21 protein-coding genes and 1 tRNA gene are annotated in these 17,406 nt (G+C 63.5%); 15 read left to right on the top strand and 7 right to left on the bottom strand.

Translation table 11 applies throughout. The features are described from left to right. Positions 1-237: 237 nt before the first annotated feature. The 4 genes from GJV80_RS20550 to GJV80_RS20535 all read left to right on the top strand — a co-directional run bounded on the left by GJV80_RS20550 (position 238) and on the right by GJV80_RS20535 (position 3,945). Positions 238-1,317 carry a nucleotide kinase domain-containing protein gene (locus GJV80_RS20550; RefSeq protein WP_370518790.1) on the top strand — a complete coding sequence of 360 codons (1,080 nt, stop codon included), beginning with the start codon at positions 238-240 and terminating at the stop codon, positions 1,315-1,317. A 42-nt stretch (positions 1,318-1,359) separates the two neighbouring features. Further along, positions 1,360-2,700: a hypothetical protein gene (locus tag GJV80_RS20545; protein WP_154689491.1), complete on the top strand. Its 1,341-nt coding sequence runs from the start codon at positions 1,360-1,362 to the stop codon at positions 2,698-2,700. Between the two features lie 245 nt (positions 2,701-2,945). Continuing rightward, positions 2,946-3,473 (top strand): rubredoxin-like domain-containing protein, encoded by a 528-nt coding sequence (locus tag GJV80_RS20540; RefSeq protein ID WP_154689490.1) that lies wholly within the window; start codon positions 2,946-2,948, stop codon positions 3,471-3,473. 10 nt (positions 3,474-3,483) lie between these two features. After that, positions 3,484-3,945 (top strand): TIR domain-containing protein, encoded by a 462-nt coding sequence (locus GJV80_RS20535; RefSeq protein ID WP_154689489.1) that lies wholly within the window; start codon positions 3,484-3,486, stop codon positions 3,943-3,945. Between the two features lie 6 nt (positions 3,946-3,951). Here GJV80_RS20535 and GJV80_RS20530 read toward each other — a convergent pair whose 3' ends face one another. The 3 genes from GJV80_RS20530 to GJV80_RS20520 are packed head-to-tail and all read right to left on the bottom strand — an operon-like array spanning position 3,952 to position 5,910. Further along, positions 3,952-4,836 (bottom strand): DUF4231 domain-containing protein, encoded by an 885-nt coding sequence (locus GJV80_RS20530; protein WP_154689488.1) that lies wholly within the window; start codon positions 4,834-4,836, stop codon positions 3,952-3,954. 28 nt (positions 4,837-4,864) lie between these two features. After that, entirely contained in the window at positions 4,865-5,305 is a 441-nt protein-coding gene (locus GJV80_RS20525) for a VOC family protein (RefSeq protein ID WP_154689487.1), read from the bottom strand. Beyond that, positions 5,302-5,910: a helix-turn-helix transcriptional regulator gene (locus GJV80_RS20520; RefSeq protein ID WP_230207898.1), complete on the bottom strand. Its 609-nt coding sequence runs from the start codon at positions 5,908-5,910 to the stop codon at positions 5,302-5,304. The genes GJV80_RS20525 and GJV80_RS20520 overlap by 4 nt, the downstream gene beginning before the upstream one ends. Positions 5,911-6,108: 198 nt before the next feature. On the opposite strand from GJV80_RS20520, the gene GJV80_RS20515 reads away from it, so the two are divergent. From GJV80_RS20515 to GJV80_RS20480, 8 genes are all read left to right on the top strand, one after another. Then, positions 6,109-6,504, top strand: coding sequence for a plasmid replication, integration and excision activator (locus tag GJV80_RS20515; RefSeq protein ID WP_230207897.1), 396 nt, complete (start codon positions 6,109-6,111; stop codon positions 6,502-6,504). Further along, the gene (locus GJV80_RS20510) at positions 6,504-6,875 is read left to right on the top strand and encodes a hypothetical protein (protein WP_154689485.1); all 372 of its coding nucleotides are present in this window, start codon (positions 6,504-6,506) and stop codon (positions 6,873-6,875) included. Before GJV80_RS20515 ends, GJV80_RS20510 begins: the two co-directional genes overlap by 1 nt. A gap of 125 nt (positions 6,876-7,000) precedes the next feature. After that, entirely contained in the window at positions 7,001-8,353 is a 1,353-nt protein-coding gene (locus GJV80_RS20505; protein ID WP_154689484.1) for an FtsK/SpoIIIE domain-containing protein, read from the top strand. Further along, positions 8,350-9,339, top strand: a complete 990-nt coding sequence (locus GJV80_RS20500) for a hypothetical protein (RefSeq protein ID WP_154689483.1) — start codon at positions 8,350-8,352, stop codon at positions 9,337-9,339. Before GJV80_RS20505 ends, GJV80_RS20500 begins: the two co-directional genes overlap by 4 nt. Continuing rightward, the gene (locus tag GJV80_RS20495) at positions 9,336-9,614 is read left to right on the top strand and encodes a WhiB family transcriptional regulator (RefSeq protein ID WP_154689482.1); all 279 of its coding nucleotides are present in this window, start codon (positions 9,336-9,338) and stop codon (positions 9,612-9,614) included. Before GJV80_RS20500 ends, GJV80_RS20495 begins: the two co-directional genes overlap by 4 nt. Next, positions 9,611-11,131 (top strand): replication initiator, encoded by a 1,521-nt coding sequence (locus tag GJV80_RS20490; RefSeq protein WP_154689481.1) that lies wholly within the window; start codon positions 9,611-9,613, stop codon positions 11,129-11,131. The genes GJV80_RS20495 and GJV80_RS20490 overlap by 4 nt, the downstream gene beginning before the upstream one ends. A gap of 26 nt (positions 11,132-11,157) precedes the next feature. Further along, positions 11,158-11,364 (top strand): helix-turn-helix domain-containing protein, encoded by a 207-nt coding sequence (locus GJV80_RS20485; protein WP_154689480.1) that lies wholly within the window; start codon positions 11,158-11,160, stop codon positions 11,362-11,364. After that, positions 11,361-12,542, top strand: a complete 1,182-nt coding sequence (locus GJV80_RS20480) for a site-specific integrase (protein WP_230207896.1) — start codon at positions 11,361-11,363, stop codon at positions 12,540-12,542. Before GJV80_RS20485 ends, GJV80_RS20480 begins: the two co-directional genes overlap by 4 nt. Positions 12,543-12,618: 76 nt before the next feature. Here the strand turns inward: GJV80_RS20480 and GJV80_RS20475 are convergent. Together GJV80_RS20475 and GJV80_RS20470 are read right to left on the bottom strand one after the other, a co-directional pair. Continuing rightward, a tRNA-Lys gene (locus GJV80_RS20475) sits at positions 12,619-12,691 on the bottom strand. A gap of 81 nt (positions 12,692-12,772) precedes the next feature. Further along, positions 12,773-13,186, bottom strand: a complete 414-nt coding sequence (locus GJV80_RS20470; protein ID WP_154689479.1) for a DUF1992 domain-containing protein — start codon at positions 13,184-13,186, stop codon at positions 12,773-12,775. Between the two features lie 102 nt (positions 13,187-13,288). Between GJV80_RS20470 and GJV80_RS20465 the strand changes: the two genes are divergently transcribed. After that, positions 13,289-14,005, top strand: coding sequence for a hypothetical protein (locus tag GJV80_RS20465; RefSeq protein WP_154689478.1), 717 nt, complete (start codon positions 13,289-13,291; stop codon positions 14,003-14,005). Here GJV80_RS20465 and GJV80_RS20460 read toward each other — a convergent pair. Both GJV80_RS20460 and GJV80_RS20455 read right to left on the bottom strand, forming a co-directional pair. Next, positions 13,996-14,679, bottom strand: coding sequence for a hypothetical protein (locus GJV80_RS20460; RefSeq protein ID WP_154689477.1), 684 nt, complete (start codon positions 14,677-14,679; stop codon positions 13,996-13,998). The two genes, GJV80_RS20465 and GJV80_RS20460, sit on opposite strands and share 10 nt — an antisense overlap. A gap of 92 nt (positions 14,680-14,771) precedes the next feature. Then, entirely contained in the window at positions 14,772-15,200 is a 429-nt protein-coding gene (locus tag GJV80_RS20455) for a GNAT family N-acetyltransferase (protein WP_154689476.1), read from the bottom strand. Between the two features lie 56 nt (positions 15,201-15,256). On the opposite strand from GJV80_RS20455, the gene GJV80_RS20450 reads away from it, so the two are divergent. Continuing rightward, entirely contained in the window at positions 15,257-15,598 is a 342-nt protein-coding gene (locus tag GJV80_RS20450; protein WP_370518789.1) for a metallopeptidase family protein, read from the top strand. A 234-nt stretch (positions 15,599-15,832) separates the two neighbouring features. Next, the gene (locus tag GJV80_RS24750) at positions 15,833-17,134 is read left to right on the top strand and encodes an SH3 domain-containing protein (protein WP_305070120.1); all 1,302 of its coding nucleotides are present in this window, start codon (positions 15,833-15,835) and stop codon (positions 17,132-17,134) included. Positions 17,135-17,406 lie beyond the last annotated feature (272 nt).

The raw sequence follows: 17,406 nt of genomic DNA, 5'->3' as shown, positions 1-17,406 counted from the left end.
TTGGGCGTGTTGACCATTCGGGGTCGGGGCGTCCCTTCTCTTGTGCGCGGCCGTGCCCGGGTGGGGTCCCTGGGGTGCCGAGCGGAGCGAGGCGGGGCCCCGGGGTGCCCGGGCTCGGCCGCCGCGCCGAAGGCGCGCCTTGAACCAGTAAGGAAAGTTCTCCCGTGACGGCGACTAGTCGAGCGACGAGTCGCCGAGTCGGCCGCGATGTCGTGCGTCGCCGCTTAGGGTGGCGGCGTGACGCCGAAGCTGACGACATCGATCCGTTCCAGCCGGGGTGCGCCGATTTCAGAGCGTACGGTGGCCGACGGTTTGCCGGGTACCCGGATTCCACGGCGATACGTCAATGCCGACGGAGTTAGTCTAATCGGAGAACTCCCTCGGTCTCGCGTTTTTGACACATACTGGAGGTTTGCGGCCGCTCGGCAATCAGCCTATCAAAGACGGCTATTAGGCGAGGTGCCGCCTTGGACCACCGATGCGACAATAGCACGATATCGATTTACAAACTGCTACCGAGCGACAGACAGGGTTAGTCAGTTCCTCATCCGCCATGTAGCATATTGTGGACCTCGGGAGCCCGCACAACTCGTATTTCGAATATTGCTCTTTAAGTTCTTCAATCGGATATCGACATGGGGTGCCCTTGAGCGAGAATTTGGTACAATATCTCTCGCTTCTTTTGAGCCACGCAGTTGGGCTGAATACCTCCTCGAGCTTTCACTGACTCGTCCCATATATTCTGCCGCCTACGTGATACCTCAGCCCGCGATGGGCGCCGCACGAAAGGCATCGAATCATTTGTTGCTCCTTGCTCGGATGGTCGAGGAGAACCTTTCGGACAAGTTGCTGTCGTGCGGGTCTATGAAGGAAGCCTTTGACCTTCTCCGATCTTACTCGGGGATCGGCGATTTTCTTGCGTACCAATTCGTGATTGACCTGAACTACTCGACGGTACTGGACTTCAGCGAGATGGATTTCGTTGTTGCTGGTCCTGGAGCGCGAGATGGCATCGCTAAGTGCTTCGGCGCGGCTGCGGTACGTAATGCGTCACAGATCATCAGATATATGAGTGAAAGCCAGGATGAGCATTTCGCCCGCCTGGGCCTCCGATTCGATCGGCTCGGAGGGAAGCGTCCACTGACTCTGGTCGATTGCCAGAACCTATTCTGCGAAACCGATAAGTATACACGCGCGACTCACCCCGAGGTCAACGGGCTTAGCAGGAGGACGCGCATCAAGCAGTTGTTCCGGCCGACGGGATCGATCCCTGAGCCATGGTTTCCTCCCAAATGGGGTGTGAACGCGAGGAAGTAGGTGTTAGATAGATGTACAGTTTGGCGCCGTATCGGGGGTAAGGTGGATTTCGACGACTACCAAGCGATGGCGCGGAGCGCAGCGTGGGATGCGGACTTTCAGCACGAGATCGTGCCGCTCTTGGGCGTTGCGGCTCAGGTCGGCTCCCTGGCTGACGCTCACCAGGCGTATCTACGCGAAGAGGTTGGAGCGGGGCCCAATCGTTCTCGGGTGGGCCGGCATCTAGGTGAGGTGCTTCGTTGGGTCGCGCTGGTTGCTGCGCATGACAGGTTGACGCTGAACGAAATTGCCCACCGGAACCTCCGAAAGATTGACCTGAGGGCGAAGTCGTTGGGTATGCCAGGGCTTCCGGATGTGCCCGATGCAGGTGAGTCTTTGAGCCTTGGGGCATACCAGCGTCTCGCAAGGCACACAGATCAGCAGGCGAAGGATGGCCTTGATCCGCTCGCGCTCAGCGTTCCTATTCTCGGTCTCGCGGGCGAGATGGGGAGTCTGCTTGTCACACTGAAGAAGCGCTACAGGGGTGACGAGGTGTCGTTGTCGTGGCCTGATTTCGTGGAAGAGGAGCTAGGTGACCTGCTCTGGTACCTCGCGGCGGTGGCAACCCACGCGACACTTCAACTCGAAGAACTCGCGGAAGCAGACCTTGAGCTAGCGAGGGTGGCCCGAGCGTCGATCGAGGAGAGTCTCGACCCTGCCACGTCTCTACTGGTGCTGGACAGCGGCTACCCGACCACCGAGCGTTTCCCGCGGCGTCTGTTGCTGAAGTTTCAAGAGTCTAGGAGTTCAGGAAGGCCAGCCGTGTCGATGACACTCGTCGATGTGGACCCCAACGCGTATCCGTGCGGTCCCGTCGAAATGGCAAACGGAAGGTCGCGCGGCTTTCAAGTGGGCGCACAGCTCGGGGATGTTGTTACCGACAACTCAAGCGTGAACGACGATTATCGCTACCACGATGCCGTCCACCTGGGCTTCATGGCGGTTATGGGCTGGTCGCCGAATCTGCGGAGCCTATTGCGGCTGAAGCGCAAGAGTGACCCTCAGGTTGATGAAAATGAGGATGGAGCTCGCGCGGTCTTCGCCGAGGAGGGCCTGGCCGCCTTGTTGGCCAAGCGCGCAGAGGAAGCGAGTTGGTATGCGAACCCAAGGTTGGTGCCTGACGAGGCGGTCGAGATGATGACTACGGTGCTTGAAGACCTGGAGGTCTCACGAATGCCTGCATGGCTATGGCGGCGTGCCATCAGCCAAGGTTTTGGGGTGTTTCGCGCTTTGGCCGCAGGTCACGGTGGGTACGTCTTGGCGGACCTCGATCAACGATCCCTGTCGTACAGCAAATTGCCTCCGCGCAAACTAGGCGATCGTGATGTGAGCGCGCTGCTATGAATGATCCGACGCCCCTGGTTCAGCCGCCAGCCCCTCCTTGGAAACCCATTCCCGACTCTGGGAGCGGATACCTATCCGTGTTTCTTAGTGATGCGCTAGCGCGATGGCCTGTCCGAGACGTTACCCGCCCAGGGGATAATAAGAGCGATCCGAACCTGGAAACCCAGACGTATGGTCTATTTTCGACATGCGAGCCCAGTATGCGTCGAATAATAGTCAAGACCGGAGCAAGTAACATCTTCTTCATGACGTCGCGCAAGGGACTGGGTCGAACTTTGGTCGGCTATTACCACATTGCATGGCAGGCACCTGGCAGCCGCGGCGAAGAGCAGGGAGACTACGCGCTCGCGGCGGATCGTATTAAGTTCTTCGAACCGATCAAGCCGACGGAGGCTAGCAAAACCCTTCGTGATGTGCTTGAAACCAGGTTTCGGACGCAGAAGCCGATTTCGCGCGATACAACGGCTGCCCTATTAGGACTCATTGAAAAGACGGAGGACCGGACGCTCGCATACGTAGATGAGGTTCGACGATTAGAGCAATTTTCTCGATGGAGAACAGGGTTCGCCTATCCTTCCTGGGGGCGTGTCTCTGGCTTTGGGTGGGGAGATGCCGCGGAGTACTTGCAAGTTCAGGAGTCGCCCGCGGCCGCACCGAATAGCAGCCCCACGGGCGCATGGCGGTGCACCGCGTGCGAATATGTGATCGAAAACCGCGCGCTCTTAAAAAAGTGTCCAGTGTGCGGCCGTCAGGCGACCCTTCGTCCCGCATGAGGAGGTGACAATGGCCCGACGAGTTTTCCTGAGCTACCAGCATACGGATCAGATGAAGGCGAAGGGGTTGAATCTGGCGACGTACAATAAGAACATAAAGATGGATATGTCGATGCGCCACCTTCTTGATCCAGTCAACAGTCACGACCCCACGTACATCTCCTCGAAGATCCGGGAACAGATCAAGGGTACTTCCGCGACGATCGTTTTGATTGGACGGGATACCGCTAATAGTGAGTGGGTCGAAAAGGAGATCAAGTGGAGCCTTGAGAAGGGAAACGCCCTACTTGGGGTCCGGATCGACCCGAACGCCCCGCTACCGGACGGGCTCAAGGAAGCCGGCGCAGAGATCCTGGACTGGGACAAGCCGGAGGACATTCATGAGTTCGGTCCGGCGGTGGAACGCGCCATCGCAGCGACAGCCAGGGCGCAGAACATGCCGACCAACTCCGCGAGTACTTGCGCGCGGTAGGCCCTGCTAGCTGGCAGAGGATCTGGATGCTCGCCACATTGTATGTTCTCGACTAACGGCCTCTTCGGCGTCGGCCACTGCCTGGGCCCAGCTTGCCTCATCGGGGACCGTCCGAAGTATCTCCTCTGCAATGGACAGCTCGTGGGCGGCGAACGCGTAGGCGCGCTTCGTGTTCTCATGTTGCCGAACTCCCATCCAAGCTGCGCCCCCGCCTACCAGCGCAGCGAAAAAGCCGGCTGCACCGACGTAGCCCAAGAAGGCCCCAACGATAGCGACACCCTCCAACACCAGAAGAAATATGCGCCACTGGCTTGCGCGCTTCCGATTGATGTCCGAATTCCTGGTGTACCACTCGCGTTGATTGCCGATCCGATCGCGGATATAGAGCTGTCGACGGTCCTCCAGACTTGCGGCACGAATGTCTTCCATCACTCGACTGATCGGCATTTTGAGAGACGGATGGATGTCCGTGTCGGGGGCATCACTTAGTAATGTCTCCAGATCCTTGATGAGTCGTGTTCGCGCGGTCTGATCATTATTTGGATAGGGCGCAGCACCGACGGCGAATCGCCATGCCATTGTCTTTGCAGATTCGGCGATGGCGCGCCCATCATACCAATTGCGCTCGGGCTTTGTTGCCCAGATGAATGCCTCGACGATGAGAACCGCGAGAAAGCACGCGCCGACGGCGATCTCTTGCGCTCGCTCGAAGCGGGGAGTCAGATGAGGAATAGCGGCCGCGGCCGCGAGACATACAGCACCGAGCTTTATGGCGGTCGCACGAATGAAGACTTTCTGGCCCCTTAGGGAGGCCTGGTTCGCGCCATCATGCAACTCCGGTAGATCGTTACTCGTCATGCGCAGGGTTGATGCGGACGGAAGCGAATTCATCGGCGTGTCTCCATTCTTAGGGCCATAGTCACAGCATCTCGTCCGGGTAAATGGTGCTAGTCGCCGTCTGCCAAGGCCGCCGCGCGGCTAGTAGTTGGGCAAAGATGGTCTGAAGGACGCAGAACTCGTTGTCCCACGGGTCTCGGAGAACCCAGAAGTCAAAGCCGCGCTCCTGTTGATGATCCCAGCGCTTGGCACCCAGCCGCTCCAGGCGGGAGACCTCGGCGTCGACGTTGTCGGTCTCGATGTCGAGGTGCATATGCTCTTTCTTTATTTTTGGGTCGTGGGTGAGCTGGAGCAGGATGCGAATCTCAGCGTCGGGGAGTTGGAGCTGGCGGTAGATGCCGGTGCTGGCTTCCGGTAGTGGTTCCGGGGTTGCGTCGAGTGCGGCGGACCAGAATGTGACGCCTTCGTCCAGGTCGTCGACGTCGATGACGAACTGGCACAGTCGGCTGCGATGGCCGGTCATGGGAGCGGCTTTCCAAGATCAATCAGGTTCTGGGCTACTGCGCCGGCTTCGGCCTCGGACCTGGCGAGGACTCCCCAGCCGGTGATGACGTCCCCGTCGTAGCTCATGCCGACCCAACGCCCCCAGGCGAAGGTGCCATGGGGGTGGAGCGCGAGGTACATGGTGCCCTTGGATCGAACCGCAGCATCGGTCGAGCGGTACCAGCCCATGAGAGCTTCGTTGTCCCACAGCCGGAGTTCACCACGCCACTCATAGCTGCCCTCTTCAACGGGCCGGGCCCGCTGCGCGTCGAGGTAGAGTACATCGCCCTGCTGGGTGATCTCCAGGTGATGGGTATCCACACGTGGTTCGTTGTTCTTCGACGTCTGCCACGAGGCCCACCAATCACCGGAGAAGTCGAGCTCGTAGTGGACCTGTCCAGCAAGTTGAGCGAGCGAGATCTGTAACGCGTTGGCCAGGGCGACGGCCACAGACAGGACTGGCTGCTGCTCGCCCGCTTCGTAGCGGGCCATCTGGCGCAAGCTGATTCCAGCCGACTTAGCCAACTGCGCCTGTGACGTGCCGAGTGCTCGGCGTCTTGACCTGATGACGTCGGATATGTCCACACAGTCATCATCCCGGACAGACCTGGCATCTCCCAAAGATAACTGTTGTGTCACATTTGTCACTATCTGCGCCGTTTTAGGCTTTCTATATGTCAGTAGTGGCGTCTAGGATGCCTGATTAGACACTTTCGATGCCTTAGGAGGCATGTAATGGCACTCCAGCGCAGGTTCGCGGTTTCGCACGGGAATGTGTTCCCGATGGGTGCGTTCATGAAGGGCTCGGTGGAGCCGGTTTCGGATTTCGATGCTCCGGCCCGGCCGGATGGGTCGAGACCGCAGCAGGTGGACAAGGAATCGGGCCTGCCTTTGTGGCAGGTCACGGTTTTGGATGCGGATGATCAGGCGTCGCGGCGGGATACGGCGGTGTCGGTGAAGATTGCCGCTCAGTATCAGCCGGTGCCTCCGGACAACACGTCGGGCACGCCGTGGCGGCCGGTGGAGTTCGTCGGCTTGACCGCTTTGGCGTATGTCGATGATTCAGGGTCTCGGCCGCGGGTGGCGTGGTCGTTTCGGGCCGATGATCTGGTGGCTCCGGGGGAGGCCAAGAAGTCCGCATCGAGCAGCTCGGCCAGTTCGGGTCCGAGGGCTGCCTGATGTTGTCGTGTCGCGAGGCGGCGGCGGTCACGGAGGCAGTGTTGCGCCGGGTGCCTGGCGTGGAGTTGTTGACGTTGTCGGTGGAGACGACTGGTGGTGCGCCACGGTTGCGGCTGCACGCGCGGGAGTGGGTCGGCGGGCAGCAGGTGGCGGTGGTGTTGGGCCTGGTCGAGGGTGACCGGCGGGATGGCGATCCGCTGTTTGACCGGAGCTGGTGGGTGTGGCGGAACTGGTCGGGTCCGGTGTTTGCCAGCTCGTCGCTGGGTTGGGTGCTGGTGGAGGTCACTGCCGGTCGAGTCCATTACCCGCGGAGGTTCGAACGCTCTCATGATCATCGTGTGGCGACGTCCGGGGCGGCGACCGGATCATGATCCCCGCACCGGGTGCACGGTGGCGGTCGGCGTTTCGGTGGCTGGCGGGTTGGTTGTGGCACTGCCGGATCTGGCTGGCCGTCTGGTCTGCCGCGGGACTGGTTACCTGGATCTCTGACACGTCCGTGATCATCGTGGTCGGGATCGTCTGCCTTGGCTTGCTGCCCGGTGCAGCTGGTGCGGTCTGGTTCGGCTTGTCGCCGGGCTCGTTCGAACGGCGGGCGGCCGGGCCGTGGCGGCGGTACCGGTGGCGAAGGCTGATCAGCCGGCAGTGGCAGTCGATGTGCCGGGATGCGCGGCTGGCCGAACGCCAGATGATCATCCGCCGGACCCTGCAGGGCGAGCGGCAGCCGGTGGAGGTTTGGCGGTGTCCGCGCTTGCAGCAGGTGCGGGCGTCGGCGCATGCTGTGGAGTTGATCATCCGTGCCCGGCCCGGTCAGACGGTGGCCGAGTTGGAGGCCGGGGTGGAGCGGATCGCCTCGATCTTGGATGCGGTTGCGTTCCGGTCCTGGCCGGTGTCCGGTTCGGTGATCACCGCTGAGTTGATCATGACCGACCTCCTGACCACACCGGTAATCGCGAGCATGCCGGAGGCCGTGCTGGTCGATGGGGTGCGGCTGGGCAGGGCGCAGTCGGGTCGGGATTGGTGGTTGCCGATCACCGGCCGTCACACCCTTTGTGTCGGGTGTTCCGGGTCGGGCAAGGGCTCGATTCTGTGGGGCATCTGCGCCGGACTCTCCCCCGCCGTCCACGCCGACACGGTCCGGTTGTGGGGTGTGGACCTGAAAGCCGGTGTCGAACTGGCGATGGGCCGCACCCTGTTCTCCGCCTTCGCCAAAACACCCGACGACGCCCTGCGCCTTCTGGCCGTTCTGGCCGGGATCTTGCAACAGCGCGGTGAGGTGATGGCTGGATCGGTGCGGCAGCATCTGCCCCGGCCGGGTGATCCGCTGCATGTGCTGGTGATTGACGAGCTGGCCGCTCTGACCGCCTACGCGCCATCGGAGATTCGGCGGGATGCGGATCGGTTGTTGTCGTTGATCTTGACCCAGGGCCGTGCGCTCGGCGTCGTGGTGGTGGCGTTCGTGCAGGATCCGCGCAAGGAAATCGTGGCCATGCGCGGCCTGTTCACCCAAACGATCGCGCTGCGGCTACGGTCGCGCGAGGAAACCGTTATGGTCCTGGGCGAAGGCATGGCCCAACGCGCACCAGCCCATCGCATCAGCCCGGCAGGACCGGGCACCGGCTGGCTGGTCGAAGACACCGGCCAAGTCGACCGGGTCCGCGCCGACTACTGGCCCGACCCCCTGATCCGCCACGTCGCCCACCACTACCGGGCACGCGCCGTCGTGGACGTGTCCCCAGCCAGCGTTCCAGCCGATGACCTGACGGGTGATCTGACGGACACCCCGGCAGAGAGCGCGACCGGTCGGTCCGGCCGGCGATCCCGTGTATCAAGGCGAGCCGGTGCAGCATGACCGGCGCAAGAGTGGTGTGGGTGGAGGCGGCCCCGGTGCGGGAGCATGTCCGCCGGCTGTTGGCTGCCGGGTTGACCAAGCCGCAAATTGGTCGCCGTAGTGGGATCGCACCGAACACGATCACCGCCCTGATCGAGGGTGTGCACGGTCGCGGCCCGTCGCTGCGGGTCCGCCGGACCACGGCTGGGCAATTGTTCGCCGTCGAGCCGGAGCTGGTCGGCCCGGAAGGCGGTGGCTGGGTCGACCCGATCGGCACCATGCGCCGGTTACGGTCCCTGGTGGCCTTGGGCTGGCCGGTCAAAGTGTTGGCACAAGAGACCAGGCTTCCCACCAACACGTTCTGGCCGATCTTGGACGAGCGGGCCACCAAGATTCGGGTTAGCACCCGGGACCGGGTGATGAGCTTGTACGAGCAGCTGACCCGACAGCCGGCCCCGCCGCCCTCCATGGGTGCCACGTGGGCGCGGAACCGGGCGGCACGGCGGGCCTGGCCGCTTCCCTGCGTCTGGTCCGGGAACGGGATCGATGACCCCGACGCTCGCCCGGTCGACGCCCGCTATGCGGAAGCGACTCCCGGGTCGCAGAGTTTCCAAGTCTTGATCGCACCGGAAACGGTGCGGCAATGGGCTGCGGTCGTGGAACACATGTTGGACGACGACCCCGGACTGTCGACTGCTCAAGTGGCCGCTCGATTCGACCGCACGGCCGGCACCATCTCGGCCGCGCTGCGCCGGGCAGGCCGCCCCGACCTGCTTGACCGACTGGCCGCCAACGGCGTTCGCCACGATTTCCACGACGACTCGCGGCGACGGGTCGACCAGGTCGAAGACCTCTTGGTCATCGAGCCCGACCTCACGCTGGCCGAAGCCCGGGACCGCCTCGGCCGTGACCGGTTGACCGAGGAACTGGCCGCAGCCGGTCGGACGGATCTGCGCGAGCGGCTGATGAGGAACACCACCCGCCGCAAGTACCGGAGAACGCAATGACAGCAACGACAGCGCTGATGGGGCTCGGCTGGATGGATGACGCCGACTGTGTCACCGTGCCCGAGCTGCCCTGGATCGGCCCGCGACGTGGCCAGCCGTTCGACCCCGCCGCACTAGAGCAGATGACACAGACCTGTGATCACTGTCCCGTCCTGCAGCAGTGCCGCCGCTACGTCGACCAGGCCGACGTGTCGGCCGGTTTCTGGGCTGGTGCCTGGCGACACCTCAACCCGGACACCAGGGTCGATGACGCTCCGGGTGGTCGAGTGGCATGACGACCACCGGGTTCACCGATTCGTCCGCCTCGCAGCTTGACGGCTCCGGGTTTCCGGGGTTCAGCGAGGACGTGCCGTTGGACCTGTCCGGCATCACCGAAGGCTCGGAGCGGGCACTCCTGGCGCGGCTGATCGACCGGACGTTTGACGACTTTGCGGACACCGCGGCCGCGGTCGGCTACTGCTCGCACCCGATCCGTCTGGTCGGCCACTCCGACACCGTCGACCCGGTTACCGGAGAGATCCTGTCCAGCTTCTCGTCGGCCGAAGCGCCACTGGGGGTGTTGTATCGGCCCTGCGGGAACCGGCGCGCCGACGTCTGTCCGGCCTGCTCCCGGGTCTATGCCCGCGACACCTTCGCCATGATCAAGGCCGGACTCACCGGCGGCAAGACCATCCCCGACACCGTCGCGGCCAATCCGCTGCTCTTCACCACCCTCACCGCGCCCTCGTTCGGACCGGTCCACGGTCCCCGCGCACGGAATGGGCAGAAGATCGGCGGCCGGTGTCGACCCCGCGACAAGACGCCGCTATGCGTGCACGGCCGACCGGTCGGCTGCATGGCCATCCACGATGATCACGATCCGCGGAACGGAACTCCGCTGTGTGACGACTGCTACCAATGGCAGTCGGCCATCATCTGGCAATGGTGGGCACCCGAACTGTGGCGACGAACCACCACAGCAATCCGCCGCGCGATAGCCGCCCGACTCGGCCTAGCCGAACACCATCTGCGTCAGGTCGTCAGGGTTGAGTTCACCAAAGTTGCTGAGTACCAGGCCCGCGGACAGGTCCACTTCCATGTCCTGATCCGTCTCGACGGACCCGACGGTCCCGGCTCCCCCGCGCCCTTGGATGGCGACCAACTCGGTGCCTGCGTCAGGAATGCGGTGACCGGGATGATCATGGAAGCTCCGCCCGTCGATGATCACGACCAGGCGCGGATCCTTGGCTGGGGAACCGAGCTGGACGTCAAGGTGGTCCGGGACGGCAACCGGACCGACGACCCAGACAGACCGCTGACACCCGAACAGGTCGCCGGATACCTGGCGAAATACGCGACCAAGGACGCCAACAGCATCCGCCCCGTTGCTCGGCCGCCGGCGCACCTCGCACGGCTGGAAGCGACAGCGCGTGATCTTGGACGACGTGCCCTTCGACATGATCCGGTCTCGCCGTACCGGCTGCTCGGCAAATGGGCGCACATGCTCGGCTTCCGCGGCCACTTCTCCACCAAATCCCGGCACTACTCGATCACCCTAGGACGGCTCCGGAGGGCACGACACCGTTACCGGCAACTCGTGGCACGCGCGGCCCGGCTCGGCGAACCGGTCGACGTCAGTCAGATCGAGGACCAGCTCCTGGCGGACGACGTCGAAACCACGCTGGTGATCGGGTCCTGGCATTACCAAGGCACCGGCTGGACCAACCCCGGCGACGAAGCACTCGCCATCGCGGCCGCAGCTCGGGCACGGGAGTACGGGCAGTGGAAGGCGAGCAAGATCAACAACTGGTGATCATGATGGTGGATTGAGGAGGAGTGATGGGCGAGATTGCGCCGCCTCGGTTTGAGCGGCTTTGGACGGTTCAGGATGTGAGTGAGTACTTGGCGGTTCCGGTTCCCACTGTGTACAGCTGGCGGAACTCGGGGATGGGGCCTCCTGCTCGGCGGATCGGCAAGCGGCTGCGGTATCGGCCGGAGGATGTTCGGGATTGGGTGGCGTCGCTGTCGACGGAGATTCCGCTATGAAGCCGCTTGGCCTGGGTGAGCACGGCGACGTGACGGTGAGTGTTGATCGAGGCTACGTGGTTGCGACGGTGCAGTATCGGAATTGGTCTGGCCGGTATGTGCGGGTGAAGCGCAATGGGCGGTCGAAGGCGGCGGCGCGGCGCCGCGCGCTTGATGCTGTTCATGATCAACTGGAGTACGGCGCGGAGGAGTCACTGACGAAGGGGACGAAGTTCGCGGTCGCCGTTTCCGCCTGGCTGGAGATGTTCGAGCTGTTGGTGGAGCGTGGCCGGCGGTCGCCTTCAACACTGGCGTTGTACCGGAATATCAGTGACCGGATCGTGTTGCCGGGCTTGGGAAGCTTGCGGCTCGGCGAGATCGGTACGCCGCGTCTTGACCGGTTCCTCCAGGGTGTGCTGCGGGACAAAGGTGTCGCGACGGCAAAGGCGTGCCGTTCGGTGCTGTCTGGTGTTTGCGGCTGGCTGGTCCGCCAGGGTGCGATGAGGACGAATCCAGTGCGCGATCTGACGCCGATCGAGGTCGAGAACCGCAAACGGGCTCGGGCCCTGGACGACGCGGAGATCCGGGCCTGGCTGGCGGCCCTGGATTCGAGCGAGTTCGCCCGGCGTCATGATCTGCCGGAGTTGGTGCGGTTCATGCTGGCGACTGGCACCCGGATCGGCGAGGCGGTCGGGGTGACGTGGACGGATCTGGACCTGGATCTTGGCATTGTGCAGATCCAGCGGACGATCATCCCGGTGAAGGGTGCTGGCCTGGTGGCGCATCGAGTGAAGTCTGACGCGTCCGAACGTGGGCTGTTTCTGCCGGACTGGTGCGTCGAGATGTTGAAGGCACGCCGCGTTCGGTTGGGTGGGTTCGATGGCCCGGTGTTCGCCAGTACGACAGGCGGCTGGCGTGATCGGGGCAATGTCGGGAAGGCGATCCGACAGGTTCGCGTCGGTACCGACTTTGAGTGGCTGACGAGTCACACCTTCCGTAAGACGGTGGCGACGTTGCTTGATGATGAGGGCGCTTCGGCTCGGCGGATTGCTGACCAGCTCGGACATGCGCGGGTGTCGATGACCCAGGACGTCTACCTGGGGCGCAAGCCGACGAATGCGGCCAACGTGGCGGTCTTGTCAGCCCACAACCCCGATGCGCCGACGCGGCCGGCAGAGGATGCGGGTGATGGCGCGTGAGCCCGTACTTTCCCCCACACTTTGCCCCATTTTGCCTGGTGGCGGCGCTGAGCGGCTGGGTTTCACGCCTGGTGGGTGGGCCCCGTGGGACTCGAACCCACAACCCGCAGATTAAAAGTCTGCTGCTCTGCCAATTGAGCTAGAGGCCCTCGGCGCGGCGGACGGTTTCTGACGCCCCGCGAGCGCCGACCAAGCCTAGCGGCAGATCCGATCGGATTGATGATCCACCCTCACAGCGTCGAACGCCGCTCCCGCCACTCGTTGACCACCCGATCGGCGCTCACGGTGCGCAGGAAGGATTCCGGGCCGCGGTAATGCCCGGACGGCGGTCGCAGTCGCATCTCCCGGATCCGCCGGTTGAGCGATTCGACGACCTCGCGGACCTCGGGCTCGGTGCGCAGGTCGGCGCACGTGTCGACGATCTGCTCGGCTTCCTTGCGCAGCGCCAGTTCGGGCGGCAGCACACCGGTGAGGTCTTCGCGCTGCACCCACTGGGTGACCCAGTCCCGCGCTCCCGGGCCGGTCAGATTGCGCAGTGGCTTGCCCCGGCCCTTGAGATTGTCGAACTCGCCGCGTTCCTGGGCCTCGCGGATCAGCCGGTCCTGGACCGACTCGGTTCGTTTCCACTGGTTCTTGTCATTCATTCGCCTGTCTCCCTCGGCAGGAGTATGTGAATGGCTTCACAAGCACTCTACCCGCTCCCGGTGGCAGGCAACAGGGTGGCGTCCGTGTGGAAGGCTTGATGCATGGACGGGTGGACGGTCGGCCTGATCGTGATGTTCGCGGTCGGCCTCGCGGTGATCGTCTTCGGTGCGCTCTCCGACCGACGAAAGAATCGCCGGGCGGTGTCGGAGATGTTGTCTCCCCCGCCCCGGACGATTCCCCGACTTCCCGCCGACGCAGCACGTCCGCGTTACGTGTCGGCACTACAGGCCCGTCGGGTGACCGAGCCGCGCCCTGCGCTCAATGATGATCAACAACGCCGACTTGCCCAGCAGCTCAAGGCCGCCGATACCGTACACGTTCGGATCGGCTTCGCGTCAGACGCCTTCGTCACGGACGAGCCTACAGCTCGCGCCGTTCTTGATCATCCGCGCATTCTGGTGTGTGCCGAGCCGATCATGGCCATTCGCGAACTGATCGGCGTTCTGGAGCATATGATCACCGATCGCACTCCGCTGGTGGTCGTTGCGCCGATGATGGCACCGGAGGTGCTCGACACCCTCGAGGTCAACCATCTGCAGCGCGCCGTGGATGTAGTGGCGATCCTCAGCCGGGATCCGGTTCCGACCGATGTGATCGTCCAGGCGACGGGTGCGACATTGATCAGCCGGGTCGATCTTCAAACCGGCTACCTGAGTGATCACGAACTCGGGCGTTGTGCCCGTTGGGTCAGCGATCGCAGGTCAAGCTACATCGTCGGCAGCCTGTCCGGTCGGACCGACGAAGATCATCAGCCCTGATCGGATCGGGCCGGTTCCAGCCAGGGAAACCCGTCCGGGTCAGCTTCGAACCGAGCACGGATGACGTCGTGGTCGTGCCCGCGGATCTGTTGCAGGAAGGGGAAGTCCTCCGGCTCGATCCGCAACTTGGCCAGCGGCCGGACCGGATCGGGATTCACCGCCTGAGCCAACCGGACCTCTTTGCCGTCGACCGTGGCGGGCGGTTGGGAATCGAAACCCGCGGCAGGCAGCAGATACACCACACCCGACCGCCAAGGCCGGTGCGGCAGCACCGAATCGGTGATCGAGAAGAAGTAGCGCGCCTCGGCATCCGGGCCGACGAGGATGCAGGCGTTGAGTAGTCCCATGGGATAGCGGTCACGATCAACGATCGCGAAGTACATCGGCCAGATGCCATCCTCCGCCGCGAAGACGCCGCGGCGGCCGCCGAATTCCGAGGGATCATCCGGCTGCCGCGGTTCGAAGATCTCGATGTCCGCTCTGCCCGTACCGTGCATCACGAACCCGCTGCCCGCGGCGTGACACAGGAACTGCCACTTCGGGGCCGTCAATCGATAGTCGATGAGCTCACAGGCATCGTTTTCGGCGACTGCGTCGAGCAACTGGTCGAACTCGACAGCGGTCTGCTGGTCCGGGCCGGGCGGTCGGGCCAGCCAGTAATCAGGAAGGTTCACGAGGAATCACGCTACGGCGCCGGCGTCGCGTACGCATCAGTGATCACCCCGATCCCGGTTGTGATCAACCAGGCGACACCGGTGCTGCCGGCCTATCTGAAAAGGCGCATCGGTAGGTGCGGGGTACCGTCCTCGACGAACTCGTCGCCGACCACCGCGAATCCGAGAGCTCTGTACCACTGCGCCAGAGGCGACTGCGCGTCCAACACCACATCGCGGTCGCTCGTCGCGGTGAGGGCTGCCTGCATCATGGCCTCAGCCAATCCCCTTCCGCGGGCCCGCGGCGCCAGGACGACGCGACCGATCCGCCAGTGTGGATCATCATCGAGGATCCGGAGCGTTCCCACGACGTCATCGCCGATCCACAGGATCAGATGGCGCGTGCCTTCTTCGACATCACGTCCGTCGAGATCGGCGTACGGGCAGGACTGCTCCACCACGAACACGTCCTGACGAAGCCGCCACACCTCGTAGGCGGTCCGCGGTGCCATCTCCTCGAAGGTCATGATCTCGGTCCGCATGACGCGATCCTTTCATCGCGCGGGAAGCGGCCTCCAGAATGGTGCACGTGGTGGAAATGACTCCGGATCAGTTCGACGAGGCCGTAGCGACCGCGCTCGCCGAGATCCCGGAGGAGTTCACCCGGCTGATGGACAACGTTGCGGTGTTCGTCGACGATGAGCCTGGACCCGGATCGCCGGACCTGCTCGGCCGCTACGAGGGGATCCCGCTGACCGAGCGCGGTGACTGGTACGCGGGCCAGTTACCGGACCGGATCACGATCTATCGCGGCCCCACTCTGCGCATGTGCGAAACGACCGAAGACGTGATCGAGGAGGTTGCGATCACCGTCGTGCACGAGATCGCCCATCATTTCGGCATCCCGGACGAGCGACTGGAACAGCTCGGCTGGGGCTGATCCGTCAGGCTGAATCACACGCTTGAAATTCTTACCCTGCGTCCGGCGTGTCGACTTGCGCACCCGGCGCAGTTCATTCTCAAAGGGTTGCCACAGCCCTCGATCCCCTCGTACAGTCCTGAGAAAATTGAGGCTGCTGTGACTGGAGTGACAACTCTCAGGGTGCGGTGGCATCGACGTGAGATCCCCATCTGGCGGCCCCGAGGCCGCTGAGGAGGAAGTCCCGTGAACAGCATGCTGAGAAGGACCGTCGCCGGCACCGCGCTGTCAGCCGCGGCCGCGGCGGCGATCACCGTTGGCGGAGTGCACCTGGTCACCGCGGATGCCGCCACGGCCACCACCGGAGTCAACATCCGGTCGGGACCGGGGACGTCGTACGGCATTGTCGGTGGCCTGGCCCGTGGCCAATCGATCACCGCTGTCGGCAAACCTCACAACGGGTGGGTGAAGGTCAGCTTCAACGGCGGCACAGCCTATGTCTCCGCCCAATATCTCGACCTGTCCGGCGCGGTCAGTTCCGCGACCCCGGTCACCATTTACACCCAGGGGAACAAGATCGCCTCGGCCACACTCAACGTCCGCAGCAGCCCGTCACTGACGTCCAAGATCATCGGGTACATCTCCGACGGTCAGGCTGTTTCACTGACGGGCAAACAGTCCAAGGGCTTCGCTGAGGTCCTGTACGGAGGCCAACGCGCCTGGGTGACCGCCCAGTACCTGATCAGTTCCGTGAACGGCCTGCCGAACAGTTCGGGGACCCGAGTGGCGACCACGGACCTGCTGATCAGGACCAGCGACGACGCGAACTTCAAGATCATCACAACCGTTCCCAGAGGCAGCACGCTCAAGATCACCGGTGCCACCAGCAACGGCTACGCCCAGGTGATCTACGGAAACGCGATCCGGTGGGTGACGGCGAAGTACCTGTCATCGAATGCCAAAGCGGGTCCGGTGGCGCCGCCGGAAACCTCGAGCTCCGGGAGCGCCGGATCGCAGGCGAAGGCCCCTCGGGTGATCGGATCGCGGTACGCGACGACCGAACTCCTCGTCCGCACCAGTTCCGGCAGGGGAGACAAGACAGTCGCCACCGTGCAACGCGGTGACAAGGTCAAGATCACCGGAGCAGTCGCGAACGGTCGGGCCGAGGTCGTCTACGACGGTGTGTCTCGCTGGGTGACCGCGCAGTACCTCTCGACGAACCGACCGCGCTCCGGCCCGAGTACCGGTTCCGCCAACAGCACCAGTGGCAGTTCGGGAGCGGTGAGCACGAGCTACCACGGCGGCTCCACAAACGTCCCCAACGGCGTCTGGGACGATCTGGCCATGTGCGAGTCCAGTGGCAACTGGAGCATCGACACCGGCAACGGGTTCTACGGCGGCCTGCAGTTCACCTTGCAGACCTGGCGGGGCTTCGGTGGTTCGGGGATGCCGAACAACGCCGGCCGCGACGAGCAGATCAGGATCGCCGAGCGCGTGCTGGCTGTCCAGGGTTGGAAGGCCTGGCCGGCATGTAGCACCAAACTCGGCCTGCGCTGAGCCATTCGGCCAACTTCAGGGGTTCCCACGGGTCAAACTCTCAACTTCTGCTCGAGGCCAACTCAGCCGCCGGTGATCTACCTGTGATCGTCCCGTGATCGGACTGTGATCGCAGGTCACATCACCGGCGGCTTACTGCTGTCGACGCCTGCTCCGACAACCCATCAGGCGGGGGAGCGGTCTACCGGCGCGTTCCGGCTCGGCAACACCTCTCTCTAAATCACATCAGTGAAATTTAAGCAAGTTCTTCGGCGTGTCGTATTGCTTTCGCT

Source organism: Microlunatus sp. Gsoil 973 (assembly GCF_009707365.1).
Classification (GTDB): Bacteria; Actinomycetota; Actinomycetes; order Propionibacteriales; family Propionibacteriaceae; genus Microlunatus.
Note: the sequence above shows the minus strand (reverse complement) of the source record. Positions and strands in the feature narration are given on the sequence as shown.

Bases quoted from the DNA above. Each gene is read 5' to 3' on its own strand.
- GJV80_RS20530 (WP_154689488.1), bottom strand. From the start codon at position 4,836: ATGAATTCGCTTCCGTCCGCATCAACCCTGCGCATGACGAGTAACGAT.
- GJV80_RS20480 (WP_230207896.1), top strand. From the start codon at position 11,361: ATGAAGCCGCTTGGCCTGGGTGAGCACGGCGACGTGACGGTGAGTGTT.
- GJV80_RS20490 (WP_154689481.1), top strand. From the start codon at position 9,611: ATGACGACCACCGGGTTCACCGATTCGTCCGCCTCGCAGCTTGACGGC.
- GJV80_RS20515 (WP_230207897.1), top strand. From the start codon at position 6,109: ATGGGTGCGTTCATGAAGGGCTCGGTGGAGCCGGTTTCGGATTTCGAT.
- GJV80_RS20510 (WP_154689485.1), top strand. From the start codon at position 6,504: ATGTTGTCGTGTCGCGAGGCGGCGGCGGTCACGGAGGCAGTGTTGCGC.
- GJV80_RS24750 (WP_305070120.1), top strand. From the start codon at position 15,833: ATGCTGAGAAGGACCGTCGCCGGCACCGCGCTGTCAGCCGCGGCCGCG.
- GJV80_RS20455 (WP_154689476.1), bottom strand. From the start codon at position 15,200: ATGCGGACCGAGATCATGACCTTCGAGGAGATGGCACCGCGGACCGCC.
- GJV80_RS20525 (WP_154689487.1), bottom strand. From the start codon at position 5,305: ATGACCGGCCATCGCAGCCGACTGTGCCAGTTCGTCATCGACGTCGAC.
- GJV80_RS20470 (WP_154689479.1), bottom strand. From the start codon at position 13,186: ATGAATGACAAGAACCAGTGGAAACGAACCGAGTCGGTCCAGGACCGG.
- GJV80_RS20500 (WP_154689483.1), top strand. From the start codon at position 8,350: ATGACCGGCGCAAGAGTGGTGTGGGTGGAGGCGGCCCCGGTGCGGGAG.
- GJV80_RS20535 (WP_154689489.1), top strand. From the start codon at position 3,484: ATGGCCCGACGAGTTTTCCTGAGCTACCAGCATACGGATCAGATGAAG.
- GJV80_RS20450 (WP_370518789.1), top strand. From the start codon at position 15,257: ATGACTCCGGATCAGTTCGACGAGGCCGTAGCGACCGCGCTCGCCGAG.
- GJV80_RS20465 (WP_154689478.1), top strand. From the start codon at position 13,289: ATGGACGGGTGGACGGTCGGCCTGATCGTGATGTTCGCGGTCGGCCTC.
- GJV80_RS20485 (WP_154689480.1), top strand. From the start codon at position 11,158: ATGGGCGAGATTGCGCCGCCTCGGTTTGAGCGGCTTTGGACGGTTCAG.
- GJV80_RS20540 (WP_154689490.1), top strand. From the start codon at position 2,946: ATGACGTCGCGCAAGGGACTGGGTCGAACTTTGGTCGGCTATTACCAC.
- GJV80_RS20495 (WP_154689482.1), top strand. From the start codon at position 9,336: ATGACAGCAACGACAGCGCTGATGGGGCTCGGCTGGATGGATGACGCC.